Annotated in this window: 12 protein-coding genes and 1 pseudogene; 5 read left to right on the forward strand and 8 right to left on the reverse strand. The window is 42.6% G+C overall.

Annotated features, from left to right (window positions below):
- Positions 1-15 precede the first annotated feature (15 nt).
- The 4 genes from V7K48_RS07210 to V7K48_RS07225 all read right to left on the reverse strand — a co-directional run bounded on the left by V7K48_RS07210 (position 16) and on the right by V7K48_RS07225 (position 6,966).
- Complete coding sequence (locus V7K48_RS07210) at positions 16-3,381, reverse strand: PAS domain S-box protein (RefSeq protein ID WP_335070956.1); 3,366 nt, start codon at positions 3,379-3,381, stop codon at positions 16-18.
- A 13-nt stretch (positions 3,382-3,394) separates the two neighbouring features.
- Entirely contained in the window at positions 3,395-5,356 is a 1,962-nt protein-coding gene (locus V7K48_RS07215; protein WP_335070958.1) for a sensor histidine kinase, read from the reverse strand.
- Positions 5,343-5,957: a hypothetical protein gene (locus V7K48_RS07220; RefSeq protein ID WP_335070961.1), complete on the reverse strand. Its 615-nt coding sequence runs from the start codon at positions 5,955-5,957 to the stop codon at positions 5,343-5,345. Before V7K48_RS07220 ends, V7K48_RS07215 begins: the two co-directional genes overlap by 14 nt.
- A gap of 508 nt (positions 5,958-6,465) precedes the next feature.
- Positions 6,466-6,966 carry a fatty acid hydroxylase gene (locus tag V7K48_RS07225; protein WP_335070963.1) on the reverse strand — a complete coding sequence of 167 codons (501 nt, stop codon included), beginning with the start codon at positions 6,964-6,966 and terminating at the stop codon, positions 6,466-6,468.
- 1,076 nt (positions 6,967-8,042) lie between these two features.
- Here V7K48_RS07225 and V7K48_RS07230 point away from each other — a divergent pair.
- Positions 8,043-8,195 (forward strand): CopG family transcriptional regulator, encoded by a 153-nt coding sequence (locus V7K48_RS07230; RefSeq protein WP_334976774.1) that lies wholly within the window; start codon positions 8,043-8,045, stop codon positions 8,193-8,195.
- Positions 8,196-8,643: 448 nt separating this feature from the next.
- On the opposite strand, the gene V7K48_RS07235 is transcribed toward V7K48_RS07230, so the two are convergent.
- On the reverse strand, positions 8,644-8,823 hold the full coding sequence (locus tag V7K48_RS07235) for a CopG family transcriptional regulator (RefSeq protein WP_335070965.1): 180 nt from the start codon (positions 8,821-8,823) through the stop codon (positions 8,644-8,646).
- Between the two features lie 502 nt (positions 8,824-9,325).
- Here V7K48_RS07235 and V7K48_RS07240 point away from each other — a divergent pair.
- The 4 genes and pseudogenes from V7K48_RS07240 to V7K48_RS07255 all read left to right on the forward strand — a co-directional run bounded on the left by V7K48_RS07240 (position 9,326) and on the right by V7K48_RS07255 (position 13,149).
- Positions 9,326-10,030 (forward strand): haloacid dehalogenase type II, encoded by a 705-nt coding sequence (locus tag V7K48_RS07240; RefSeq protein WP_335070967.1) that lies wholly within the window; start codon positions 9,326-9,328, stop codon positions 10,028-10,030.
- A 357-nt stretch (positions 10,031-10,387) separates the two neighbouring features.
- On the forward strand, positions 10,388-11,257 hold the full coding sequence (locus V7K48_RS07245) for a DUF5895 domain-containing protein (RefSeq protein WP_335070969.1): 870 nt from the start codon (positions 10,388-10,390) through the stop codon (positions 11,255-11,257).
- 139 nt (positions 11,258-11,396) lie between these two features.
- Positions 11,397-11,811, forward strand: a pseudogene (locus V7K48_RS07250) (transposase); the annotation flags it as partial.
- 402 nt (positions 11,812-12,213) lie between these two features.
- Positions 12,214-13,149, forward strand: a complete 936-nt coding sequence (locus tag V7K48_RS07255; protein ID WP_335070971.1) for an alpha/beta hydrolase — start codon at positions 12,214-12,216, stop codon at positions 13,147-13,149.
- 279 nt (positions 13,150-13,428) lie between these two features.
- Here V7K48_RS07255 and V7K48_RS07260 read toward each other — a convergent pair whose 3' ends face one another.
- From V7K48_RS07260 to V7K48_RS07265, 3 genes are all read right to left on the reverse strand, one after another.
- On the reverse strand, positions 13,429-13,590 hold the full coding sequence (locus V7K48_RS07260; protein WP_335070973.1) for a hypothetical protein: 162 nt from the start codon (positions 13,588-13,590) through the stop codon (positions 13,429-13,431).
- A 57-nt stretch (positions 13,591-13,647) separates the two neighbouring features.
- Entirely contained in the window at positions 13,648-13,746 is a 99-nt protein-coding gene (locus V7K48_RS34905) for a ribbon-helix-helix domain-containing protein (RefSeq protein ID WP_442949416.1), read from the reverse strand.
- Between the two features lie 118 nt (positions 13,747-13,864).
- Positions 13,865-14,179, reverse strand: coding sequence for a hypothetical protein (locus V7K48_RS07265; protein ID WP_335070976.1), 315 nt, complete (start codon positions 14,177-14,179; stop codon positions 13,865-13,867).
- Positions 14,180-14,263 lie beyond the last annotated feature (84 nt).

Genomic DNA, 14,263 nt, shown 5'->3' on the forward strand with positions numbered 1-14,263 from the left:
TAATAGCAGCGATTACTATTCGGACAGCATAATAAAAAATACATTTTCCAACTCCTTCTCAAACCGTAGGGTTTTCACTAAATCGGCTTCTTGAGAAAACATAGAATCGATGATGATCATGTCAGGTTTGGCTGACAAGGCTTTATGGATGCATTCTTGGGGATTCGAGGCTTCAATCACGCTGTATCCCTGAGTTTGTAGTACATCTGATAGGGTTTTTAAGGCTGATGCATTTTTATCTACAACCAATACCTTTTTACTAGAAGTGCCCTGGTAAAGCAGTGAGCCAATTTCATTGAGGAGTTTCTCTGTGTCAATAGGCTTGGTGAGATAGCGATCAATGCCAATATGGTAGCCCCGTTCCTTGTTTTCAATAATTGACAGAATAATGATCGGAATGTCTGCGGTCTGGGGATCATTTTTGAGAACGGCTGCCACATCGAAGCCATTGATTTGGGGCATCATCACGTCCAAGAGAATCAGATCGGGATGGGCTATTTTGATCTGATGAATTGCATCCATACCGTCTTTCCCTTCCCGAACGTTGTAACCTTCGTTTTCCAGTTGTTGACGGAGTAGTTCTCTAATGTTGGCATCATCATCTACAACCAAGATGGTTTTACGGTTTTGGTTCAGTACAGTGTCTCTGGTGATGACGTGTTCTTTAAGTTGTTTGACTAGCGTATCCAGATTTAGATTAGTAGTACTTTCTTGATCGCAGGTGTAGGTAGGAATGATGAACGAGAATATGCTGCCGTTACCTGGTTCACTCTCAACCCAGATTCTACCACCATGATGATCGACGATTTGTTTACAGATGGGCAGTCCTAACCCTGTACCTTTGGGTTTGTCGGTGAGGGTGTCGCCTACTTGGCGGAATTTCTCAAATACTTTTGGCTGGTCTTCAGGTGCAATACCAATGCCTGTGTCAATGACACTGATGCAAACACCATCGTTTCCTTGTTTGACGCGGCAGGTGACACAACCAGATTCGCTAAACTTAACGGCATTGGAAATCAGGTTGATTAAAACTTGCAGCAGACGGTTGCGATCGCCTACGATCTGAGGCAGTCCAGGTTCAATCTCGCAGACCAACTGCAAGCCATTGGTTTCAAACAACCCGGCGGTGGAATTGCTTGCCCAATCGAGTAATTCGCTGGGATCAATGGGCTGCATCTGCCATTCCACTTTCCCTGCTTCCATCTTGGCGATGTCCAGGACATCGTTAATCAAAGACGTGAGCCGTTCTGCTTCCGACACAATAATGTTGAGATTGTCACCCACCCGCTTGATGGTTTTCTGAAGCTTGCGGTCTTCGGTAGAAATTATTGGGAACACATCAGTTTCTAGCTTTTCTTTAATGATCGATGCAAAACCGAGAACAGAAGTCAGCGGCGTCCGTAGCTCGTGGGAAACTGTTGAGATGAAGTCGGTCTTCATCTTGTCAATCTCCTTTTCTGCCGTCACATCCCGAATCAGCAGCGCCGAACCGAAGCAGGCAGCAGGTTCTTGGTCTGTCGTCTTTTTGAAAATGGCGGTCGCTACAGCCTGACCAATGCGTTCCTTCGTCAGTGCAACTTCGGCAGAGAACACCTGTTTGGGATGGGACTGAGTTCGTGCTACCAGGTCTGCTAAATCAGACAGAGGTAGTTTTCGGTAGTGAACGTTGAGGGCGGTAGCTGTCAATCCGTACATGCCTAAAAAGGCAGGATTGAAGTGGGTGATTTGTCCTGCGGTGTCTGCCACCAACAGACCATCTGCTAAGTTATCTAAAATGGCATTTAATCCCTGCGCTTCTGCTAGGGTATTTTGCAGAGCAGCTGTCCGCTCTACAACTCTGGCTTCAAGTTCTTGATTCAGTTGCCGCAAAGCGATTTCTGCTTGTTTGCGGGCAGTGATGTCGGTATTAATTTCCAGCACCGCGCAGGGCTGACGGTCGATGTCCCGTTGCAACGTCCATCGGCTCTCGACAGTAATCAGGCTGCCATCATGGGTGAGATGTTGTACTTCTCCTTCCCAACTGCCTTCCTCTAATAAATCTGCGATAATTTCTTGTTTTGGTTTTGGAAAGGTTTTTTTAATAAATGCGTGAATGTATTGGCCTTTCACTTCTTCACGCGTCCAGCCGTAGAGAGTTTCGGCACCTTGATTCCAGTACAAGATTTTCTCGCTCATGTCGCGGACGATGATCGCATCGCTGGAATGATTCAACATATCCAATAAACGTTGATTTTCAGCTTCTGCGTGCTTGCGATCATGAATATCAGTACAAGTGCCAATCCATTCCCGAATGCTGCCATCTTCTTCTAAAACAGGGGTACCACAGACAGAGAAGTAACGGTATGTGCCATCCTTGCCACGTAGCCGATATTCGGTTTGGTAAATACCTCGGTTCGCCACAGCAGCATTCCAAACTTCTGTGGAGCGGGCACGGTCATCGGGGTGAATTGGATCAATCCAGCCCCAACCCTCAACTTCAGCTTCGCTCTGCCCGGTATAGGCTATCCAAGTGAGCATTTCACTGCTTATTCCTAGTCCTTCTGAAGTAGCTGCCCAGACGATCTGTGAAGTAGCAGTTACTAACGAGCGATATCGTTCTTTAAGCCGCTGACTTTCGGCTTCTGCCAGCTTGCGATCGTGAATATCGGTACAAGTGCCAATCCACTCCCGAACGCTACCATCATCTTCGATCACGGGGGCACCCCAGACCCAAAAGTAGCGATAATTGCCATCCTGGCCCCGAATTCGGTATTCAATTTGATACATGCTCAGGTTTGCTATGGCAACACCCCAGGCTTCTCTGGTGTAGGGGCGATCGTCGGGATGAACAGCATCAATCCAGCCCCCATTCTCCGCTTCAGCTAGACTTTGACCTGTGTAGGCGATCCAGTCTGTCAATTCAAAGCAAATTCCTTCTGGTGTGCTGACCCAGATAATTTGCGTGTTAGTTTTGACCAGAGAGCGGTATCGGGCTTCGCTCCGTTTCAAGATTTTTTCGGAGTGTTGACGTTCCTGCTGGGCCCGCCTGAGGTCGCTAATGTCTTCCACACTTGACCAGATCAGGCGCTCTCCATCCTTGTGAATCATTAGTCCAGAAACCCTGACTGGAACTAGATGCCCGTCTTTGTGGATGAACTCCTTCTCATCGGGCCCGTAGCGACCAGTTCGTTCTAGGTTCTCTAGCTGGGCTTGCTCGGCGGCATAGTTTTCCGGAGTAATTTGCCAGTACGTGAGATTCAGGGTTTCTGGAACAGTACGCCCCAAAATGGCAGCATAGGCGGGGTTAATGTTAATTAGTGTCCCATCTGTTCGGTATAGTACTAGCCCAACAGGACATTGTTCAAATAGCTGACTGTTATATTCATCAAGTTGATTAAACATAGTTGAGGTTTCTTTAGTGGGGTATTTGGGTAGGGTTAGAACAACAGAACCAAGACAACAAAGTGGCGTAAAGCTTTAACGAAATTGGGTGGCGTTGGAACATCTGGTAAATTTGATCAGGTGATGCAGCTTCTACATCTGGACTGTGCTGTGAAAGTCGCTGGATCAATTGAGTGTGGCAGATCAGCAAATCCGTCGGTTTGAGCATTGAAGCGGTTGATGCAATGAAGCCGTCAGCATCGGGAGTGGGGGATGATTCCGTTGTGAAAGTTGGCAAGGCAGAGGTGCTATTCTGTTTTTCAGCAGCGTCTACCAATGCACAATTTACCGGAATCTGAATCCAGAATTCTGTCCCTTCACCCGGTTGAGAACGACACTTGAGCATTCCCCCATGTTTGTCTACAACAATTTGGTAACTGATTGCCATGCCTAACCCGGTTCCCTTACCAACATCTTTCGTGGTGAAGAAGGGATCGTAAATGCGGCGGATTACCTCCTCCTTCATGCCTGGGCCGTTGTCGGCAATGCGAATCACCACCCACTGGTTGTCGAGGACTTCAGTACGAATGGTGATTTGGGCAATAGCCGGGGATATTTCTTCATTGCCCATTCCCTCCTCTAGAGCATCAATGGCATTTGCCAAGACGTTCATAAACACCTGATTCAACTGTCCGGGATAGCATTCAATCAGGGGAAGTTTTGCATAGTTTTTAACGATTTCAATTGCCGGACGATGAACATCTGCTTTTAAGCGATGATGAAGAATCATTAGCGTTCCGTCGATGCCATCGTGGATGTTGACGGCTTTCATTTCGGCTTCGTCATGGCGGGAGAAGTTTTTCAGAGATTGGACAATTTCCACAATGCGACCTGTGCCCACCTTCATTGAATTCAGCAGTTTGGGGAGATCCTGCATGATAAATTCCAGGTCTATATTGTCTAACTCTGATTCCAGTTCTGGAGGAGCAACAGGTAGAAATTTCTGATACTTTTCCAACAGGTGCAATAAGTCTTGGCCGTATTCGGTAACATACTTTAAATTGCCGCAAATAAAGTTAACTGGGTTGTTGATTTCGTGGGCAACTCCGGCAATGAGTTGCCCTAGACTGGACATTTTTTCGCTTTGGATCAACTGAGTTTGAGCCAATTGCAATTCATGGAGAGCTTGCTGAAGTCTCTGTGTCTGGGCTTTTGCCTGGACGGCTGCTTGAGTGCTCTGCTCGTAAAGCACAGCTTTGTCAATGGCGATCGCTGTTTGGGAGGCAAAGATACTCACAAGCTTCAGGTGTTCAGCCTTGTAAGAGTCAGTTTTGGGTGTTCCAATGGCGATCGCTCCCAGTACCCGCTCCTTGGCTCGCAACGGTACACAAATCAGGGCGCTAACGTTTTTTTGCCCCTCTAATCGAGGATCGGCTTGCACATCATTGACGAGTTCTGCTCGGTTGGATTGCACAATGTTGCCAATAATTCCCTTACCCGGTTCCGGCTGACTGTGGTCAAAAAACACTCCAAATTCGGCAATGATTTCAAATGCAGTTGCATCTGAATTCAGGAGCAGAATCATCCCCGCAGATGATTCAATCAATTGACTCAATTCCTGAAGCACGAGTTGGGCAATCTGTCGCGTATCCAAACTTGTTGTGAGTTGAGTCGAGATATCCTCAAACAAATCAATTTCCTGGTATCGCTCTAGCAATTCTTTGGCGAGTTCTTTCTTTTCAGCTTCCTGTTTTGCTAGAAACGAGAGTAAAGTCGCAAGTACAGTTGCCTGTTCTTCCCCAACAACCCAACCGATGATTTCTCCTGACACCTCGATTGGATATCGCTTTTTTGCAGTTTGCTCCCCAATGCTAATTAGTTTCGTGCCGTCTACCAGTTCAACATCAATTGCGATTTTGAGCTGGTAGACTAAGTTCTGAAGCAAAGATGGCAACTCTTTTTTGTTGAGCATCTTTCTGAGGCTAACTGCGGACATGAAACACCTCATAAGCAGCAGGTTGCAAATTCACTGCATTCAACGAAGAGGCAGGGGGAAATGATTTGAGACTCCTGCCGACAAACGTTGTGGAACATAGGTCTGAGTCCCCCACTTCTAGTAAGTGGTTTTTGTAAAGAGCGGGAAGCTGGCGCAACAGGTGGGGTCGAATCCACACCTGAACTGTCCCCCTTGCTCCCTGTTCCCTGCTCTCTTGTCTCTTATTCAAGCCAACCAGGTTATTAATTTTATCTGCCGCCTCTGCCGCTAAGTTTCCCAAGACAGACATTTTCTCATTTTGTACCAGTTGCGATCGCGCCTGTTGATAAAATCCTGCATTTTCTAAAGACGCGGCTTGAGCGCACAGTAGGTTGAGGATTTCGACGAAATTGCTTATAAATGCTTCCCTAGACTGTTTGATGGTAACGGCGAATTGGTCAACATAGCGAACTGCCCGATAGACTAAGGTGCAACCCTCTAAATAAATCTCTTTGGTGATCAGATAGCCAAGAATCTGAACGGTTGCATTAGCTTGCTTATCCGCACCTCTTCGGATAAGCAAGCTACGCCCAGCATCTTTGCAAAAGAGAAGAATTTTCATAAAAATCTAGGAATATAATAATTTACTAATTAAGAATAGTTTTCCCAAAAAGATTGGCGATATAACAGCGAAGTTGAGCAGTAGCAAATACCTTTAAACTCCTTACCAGAGGCGTCCTTCCGTCCGTGTAACTCACTTACTTTTTGATTAGTTCTAGAAAAACTATAAGTAAAGCTTTCATAATTAGAGAAAGGTATAGATTGAAATCTATGGTAAATTTATATCTCTTGTTGCTACTACTCATAAATTGGGAATCAGCACTTCTCTACGTTCGCGCAGCGTGTCGCAGACAGACGCTCTTGCTAGCTTGCTCCACGTTCGCGTAGCGTCCCGCAGGGAAGTGGTACGACAAGCTTAGTGTAAAACTTTTTTGAGTATGTAAATGAGCGCATTTCTGAGACTGGAATAATTCCCTCTCTGGTGAAACATACAATAATGTACCAAAATCAACTGCGATTGCAGTTGATTTTGGTAATTTTAAAAAGTATTTAATTAGCAGTAGCTTCAGTTAGATTCGAGAGTAGCGAAAACGAAGTCTGAGTAGCCGTAGCCAACGTAACCACATTTGTGCAGGTTGTTCAAAGAAGGTGAAAATATCACCGAAACCCAAATTAGTTTTGTGATGGTGTAACCAGTGTCTCTCAGGAGTAGTAATAAATAGAATTTGGCATAAAATATTTACAGGTTTTGAGGTTTGCCAACCTAGTACACTTATGTGTCTCCACCATACATGAAACTGACCAAGCAGTAATCCAGAGATCACGCCGATGGGAGAGAAAGACCACAGGACTACTGCTATGAGTACATAAGGCAAAGCTCCCAAGATACCATCTAAAAGAACCTGGGGATTAAAAGTCAAAATAGCGTAGTGGCGGAAGTCCTTCTTCCAGGAGTGGTGGGTTCTTAAATGAAGGCTACCAAAAACGTGCTCGGGTACATGGTAAAAGAATGTAGATAGAAAATCACCAAAAAACAGTAATAACCAAGCAACAGCGATAGCCTCAAGCATTTGTACTCCTCAAGTAAGTTAAGAAAACTCCACACAAAATATGTAAATATCATGCTGTTGGCGTAGACACTTGGTTTTCCGCTATGCAAGCAGTACCTGTGCGTCTTATTGGTCTACGCTCCAGTTAATTTGGCTCAGAGCATATGTAATTGGATTAGTTGCAGTTTCATGAATCTCCGATCCTTAATGCAGTCAACAGCAACTCGTAAAAACCTCCAATTTGACTTCTAGCTCTGGGTTAATGGTAGTAATACATCTAAAAACCGATGCAAATACCGTATTTTGCCCTAGTTACTACACAATTTTCTTACTAAGGCATACAGACTAAGCAAAGGTTGAGTTAAAGTTAGTACAAATTTAGGTTAAGACTTCCTTCAACATTATTAATTCTAAATTTATTGTAATTAAGCTTCGATTATGAATCTAATCAGAACGATATAAATAGGTATTCTGCCAATATAATCTGAGTTATCGATGTGAAGAAAGCAGGTTTACAATTAAATTGAGAAGTGGCAAAATTTGGAGGATCTAGAATTAAATAGATACCATAATAGTCGGCAATCAATCAACAAATTATGGGTAAAGAGCGACGCAATCAGAGGAAGACACAGTGACGCAAAGAATGAATATTTCCCCATGTCCCCGTCTCAACTTATAAATTTCAACTTAGTGTTTAATATTAGTGAAGCTCCTATACCTCCCTTCGATTAGGTGTGAGGCTTTTGCCTAATTAAGCTCAAAGGGGTGAAAAGTTGATTTTAGAACAATACGCTTGGATTAAGGCTTTATCCTCCCTAACCCTCCTTAAAAAGCAGGGAATTAAGCTCACTTTTAAGGGGAGCTTCCGAGTCCGATTATCACTAACCCAAGCGTATTGGATTTTAAAGTACCAAATCTTGATTGTTTATATATCATTTATGGACAAGTTAGTAAATCACTAAAGCACACCTGCAATATTTATTTACAACGTGTTTTATTGAAAAGGTATCTTGGCATAGCCCAAATTTAGGTTACTTTCAAGTTGGAAGGTAAAATCAGGGTTTGAAGCTATGATTACACGATTTATCTGTTTCAGCATGAACAAAAAATGGGCGGTCAAACGAATTACTATAAATTTGGCATTAAATGAAGCCAAGAACCTTGAAAAGTATTGTCAACAGACAGGCAGACCAGCAACAGATGTGATTCGAGAACTGATTCGAGCCTTGCCACTGACAAAATCAAAGTAGATTTGCGAACCATTTCACCTTGGTTCATTCTCAAGATAAAAGCATTAGAATTTGGTTTAATTGTAGGTGTTAAATTAACGAGTAGTAATTTTTAGTGAAGATTGAGAGGGACGTAAAAATTGAGTTTACGGCGTGCATAGCACGCCGTAAACAAAATGACGTGATAACTATTATTAAGTGGCACAATGAGGAGTGAGAGACTATTTCTAGGGTTCGGCGACTATCCTTATTCTGTCGTCACTTCCGTGAGATGAATAATCTATAACCTTGTTTTTTAATATTTTCCCAACAAACAACAATATTAAAATAGTAAATATCCAGTGGTAAGGGTCTAATCTATGATTACCGCTCGTAAAGTTAAAAACCTTTGTCTAAATCTGCAACACCTTCTACTTTAGCTATGAATCTTCTTTGCTGGGGCTTTTCAGACTTGGTGTGAAAAGTCAGGTCAAGGCAATGCTTGAATAAGTTTTCGAATCACATTTATTGCTGATCTGCCTGTCTGTTCACAATACTTTTCAAGGTTCTGAGCTTCATCTGATGGTAGATTTATAGTGATTCGTTTAAGTGCCCTTTTTTTACTGGAGGTTGTCAAACGGGAAAATTTAAGTGCAGCAGTTTTATTCATTGATTGATAGGCTAAATATATACGCTACCGAAAAAGTTACGGATGGCTTGCTATGAGATGGCTGTTTACTTGAGTTTAATTGTTCAGTGGTATTCGCTTGTGTATCCTTAAATTTAACATGCATACAAACTATACTTAGAAATAATTTCCTCTGTGGGATAACATTATCCCATACCCAAAGTAGGTCAGCGTAAATATTTGTTGTTTCAATAAAGCAGCAAGTAGCTATGCTGGAGGCAAGAGGCAAGAGGCTTTTAACCTACTTCATCTTTATTAACATAGTTTAGTTTTTTTGTGCCAATCTACTTGCTTATCTTCACACAGTTTGGTATTTTATTGTCTACCTACTTAAACTCTGCTTTGATATAGAAGAAATGTTCAGAGACTTTGAGAGCGGCAAATCTGGCAATGCCTGCGGTGGGCTGCGCCAACGCAGATGGGTTCACCCGTCTTTTGGTTTGTGGAAACTGAACACTATTAATCAAGCTATGGAGTATAAAAAGTGATTGACTTTAATCAGTATAAAGCCCTAACTTTTGATTGTTACGGAACCTTGATTGATTGGGAAAACGGCATCTTAGGGGCACTAAAGCCACTTCTGCTGGCACACAACACTAATTTGGATGACGATCAAATTCTAGAACTTTTTGCTGAATTTGAAGCAGAACTTGAAAATGGAGACTATATCAAATATCGGGAAGTTTTGAAGAGAGTAGTCCAGAAATTTGGTGAACGATTTAGCTTTGAGCCAACTGCTGATGAACTAAATTCACTTGCTGATTCGATTCAGCATTGGCTGCCTTTCCCCGATACAGTTGAGGCACTTAGAGCTTTCACTTCAAAATTTAATCTGGTAATTATCTCAAATGTCGATGATAATCTCTTTGCTTTATCAGCAAAGCATTTGGAGGTGGAATTTGACCAGATAATTACAGCAGAACAGGCAAAAAGCTATAAACCTTCCTTAAACAACTTCAGACTGGCTATTGAAAGAATTAATTTGCCGCTAGAGCAGATATTACACGTTGCTGCTAGTGTATATCACGATATTGTTACAGCCAAATCTTTGGGACTATCAACAGTCTGGGTAAACCGTCGAGCAAAGCAAGAAGGGGTTGGTGCTACTCTACCAGCAGTTAGTCAACCTGATTTAGAAGTGCCTGATTTAAAGACTCTCGCTGCTTTGAGTTCACCGAAAGAATACTGAGCAATAAGTGTTGAGTGCCTAACACTGTTTCGATGAGGATTTGTTGTTACAAAACGAAACAGGGATTGCAACATAGATTGATTCTGCTTTAATCTGGAAAAACTAAGCTAAACCACATCTACTTTGCATACCTAAAATTTATATAACTCTTGTAGGGTGGGCAACATGAGCGCCCTAATTATGCTTTGGTTTTTGTGGAACAGCTTACTACGCCAGTTTAACACCAGGTTCGCCCTTGTTTTGAGGGCGACGCGCAAGGGAGGGGTGACGCTCGTACCAACGCTCTGCTTCTGGCTTCCCAAAATCAGCGCCCTGCCGATAAACTTGTTCAATAAAACACTTTGATAGCCTAAAACGATGAAAGCATCTGCTAATTTCGACTTTGAAGACGATAAATTCAATGCACCGCCTTCTCAAGTCATCCCTTGGTGTCAGATGATTAATCCTCGCTATGGCACAGATGGTATGCAATCCCACGGTTTGGCGATTAAGCTAGATAATGCCCATGCTGTCGGCTTTGTGCCAGATGATAGTTGGCAGCAAGTGGAGCATGAATTTAGCTCTGGAGTCGAAACAGTTTTTATTACCACTACTCCACACTTGGTTTTAGTGCGTCGGGGGCCATTGTCTGTCAAAGACCGGGAAAGTGGTCTAAAATTGGGTACGCTCAAAGATAATTATGATGCTTTTTTAGCAGACAAACTTAAATTTAAAACCTTTACTCGCTATTTAATTTTTATAGTGGGTGAGAATAAAAAGTTTTTACATGAATCACCACTACAACTAACTCTTAATGGTGCTGCCGGAGCGAGTTTCAGCAAAACCTACTGCGAATATCAACAAGGCAAAGTAGTTAGTGGATTCGTTGCTGAACTAGAAAAAGCTTATGCTGTTTACCGCAAACAACCTTTGACACCAAAAGGCCCTTTGTTCCACGCTCACGGGATTTTTTGCCCGATAATTGAGTGTGAAGAAAGAGGTATTGAACCAAATACAGTTCTGGTAGCTTCAACTGTAGACTACAAACATCCGACAGTAGGGACTTTAACACAATATTTAATTGCTTCCGATTCTCTTGAGTCTGCAATGATTTGCAAGACTTTTGAAGAATACAAAGATTTTGGGAAGGAACCTGTAAAATCAGAAATGCCTAAATTGGCAATGGCAGAAGTTTCCAACTCTTATGTTTATGCTGATGAAGACGATTTTGCTTATCCGCCGTACTAAAAAAAGTGAGGAATGAGGAGTGATATCATGTCCGGATAATCGCTTACGATAAAGTTAGGAAATAAAAATATGACTTATGCCAAAACGAATCAGTATAGCCGAGCATTAAAATAGCTCTGAACTAGAGCAATTTTATAAACATGTCAACTGGAGATTTAAATGGTTATGGTTATATGCATTTGTACATCCCAAAAGTGGAGAAACAAAAGGCGTGGATTTTGCCATACGTCAATACCGAACTTTTTAGTCAGGTTTTAGCAGACTTTGCTCGTGAATTTGAAGTAGGTACTAAAAAATAGATTATTCTAGCTGTTGACCGAGCCGGGTGGCATATTAGCCATGATTTGAAAATTCCTGAAGGGTTACATTTAACATTTTTACCCTCTCATTCCCCCGAATTACAACCTGCGGAAAGATTGTGGACAATGGTAGACGAACCGATTGCCAATCAATCGTTTGAAACCCTCAATGATTTGGAGGAAGTTTTATTTCACAGATGCAAAACTCTGCTTCAACAGCAATATTTAATTCAAGGGTTAACTGGTTTTCAGTGATGGATTAACATCGGAGCTTAATCGTAAGTGATTTACCGGACATGATATTACGCAAGAACTCTCTAAAACTCTTATTTCTCCGTGTCGCGCCAGTTGCTTTTCCCTACAGCCCTTTGGGCATCCTACGGCAGGCGCTAGCCTCTCCCTTTGGGAGAAGGGGAGACACTGCGCGTAGCTTGCTTCTCCATAGGAGTACAAGTCTCTTAACCCGCCCAACACACTGGCTTCTCTGCGGACTCTGCGGTTCGATTTTACATTACCTGCGCGTAAGTTCTGGATACTTTAAATACGTGAAGATAACTCAATTCACTGTAATTACTCCATAGCTACAAGCTATTTTTACTACAATATATATTGACATTATTAGTAGCTTGCTAAGAAAATATATAAAAAATTAACCTTATGATTGACCATAGCGATCGCGTAGTGTCTCGTAGAGAAGGCAGATTTCAGGGTATTGGAGGACTTGACCTGTATTATCAAAGCTGGCATTCGGAGGTTAAAGTACGGGCAATATTAGCTATTGTGCATGGACTTGGAGGACACAGCGATCGCTACAGTAATCTGGTTCAACATTTGATACCCAAACAATATGGTGTCTACGGCTTAGACTTGCGCGGTCATGGACGTTCACTAGGTCAGCGAGGCTATATCAACGCTTGGAGTGAATTTTGCGAAGACCTGGGAGCCTTTTTACAGTTAATTCAAACCCAGAATCCTGGATGCCCAGTTTTTCTCTTGGGTCATAGTTTAGGCGCAGTGATTGTCTTAGATTACATTCTGCGCTATCCCCAACAAGCATCAGTATTGCAGGGTGCGATCGCTCTAGCGCCAACCTTGGGGAAAGTTGGAATTTCACCTATTCGCGTACTTTTAGGAAAAATGCTCTCACGGGTGTGGCCGCGTTTCACCCTGAATACAGGCATTGACATCAGCACTGCTTCACGAGATCAGCAGATTTTAGCCGCCTATGCTCAGGATACGCTGCGACATACCCGTGCTACTGCCCGTCTAGCTACAGAATTCTTTGCAACAGTTGATTGGATTAATGTTCACGCAGGTGATTGGCAATTACCATTATTGATTCTCCACGGTGGTGCAGACCGAGTTGCTTTGCCAGGGGGAAGCGACATCTTTTACCAACGGGTAAACTGCACAGATAAGCTGAGAATCGAGTATCCGGGAACCTATCACGAAATTCAGAGTGACCTCAATTACCCTGAGGTAATGGCTGATTTGGAAGATTGGTTGGAGCGACACCTACCATCTGAGGTAGTGCAGTTAGGACGGGGAAGCGCTGAGTTAGAGTTTCCTAGTTTATTAGAACCTAAATTTTAAAAATAGATCACGCAGAATTATCAGCTATGTTAGACAAAAACCGATTTTAAGACAGAGAATTAGCCTAAAATCACAACTTTACAAAGTGTAAGTAGACTTAAACTTAAGTAAAGTTCTTAATATGCTAAACCACATCTAGTTTGCATAATCTGAAATTGTACATTTCTTGTGGGGTGGGCGACACGAGCGCCCAATATATGCTTTGGTTTTTGTCCAACAGCTTATGATTACTCGGATTTACTTCAAGCAAACAAGCGATCGCATATTGAAAAATAACAATTACAAAGGATGATCCTCATAAATACTCTCACGAGTCATAGCATAATCTGACAGCACAGGAAAAGTTGACCCAAAGTATGCTGCAAACTCGTCAGCTAACTTATCTGCAATTAGTTCAAACTCCTCATTATTCAGTTGACCTTGTGTCTGAAGCTTCGCCATCAACTGAGCGCGTTTTTTTTCTTGACCTTTGCGCTGTTGGTATTAAAAGATTAGCTCTTAAAGATATTCACTGGCTGAACTATAACCGCCCTTAGCTACTTGTTCTTCGACAAAGACTTTCATCGACTCAGGCAAGGAAATCTGAATGTTAGTCATACCTTGAGAGTTCGGATGGGCTGATTTTATCTACTATGTTACCAGGGCGATATCTACGACGGGCTACGCCTACGCATTCACTTCTATTAAACAGGCGATCGCACCTTCAAATGTAGAGTCAATTGTTTGTATTATCTGAAAAATATGTTGCTGAGGATTGAGAGTTTTTTCCAGCCAAAATAGGCTCTCCCTTTACTCCTCCATGAGTAAGAGTACAAATCTTATAAAGGTTTTCACAGTCAAAGATTGCCATAACTAGCTCTTTCCCAGTTTGGTAAGAAGGTGGTAAAGGTTTCCCTACCTCACATTCCATATCAGTTTCGTTGTCACGCCACTGTAACTTCCAAATACGCTGTTCTGTTATTGGTGCTTTGACAGACTGAGCGATCGCACTATACACCTGCTCTGCTTTAATATCATCCTTAGAGACCATTTATAAAGTAAATCTTTAGACGACTAGACGACGTAACATAATACGAGTCATAACAGCATATATAGCAGCTTCACTCATTTCTGG

Origin of the sequence: Nostoc sp. (assembly GCF_036919615.1) — a bacterium.
Classification (GTDB): domain Bacteria; phylum Cyanobacteriota; class Cyanobacteriia; order Cyanobacteriales; family Nostocaceae; genus Nostoc.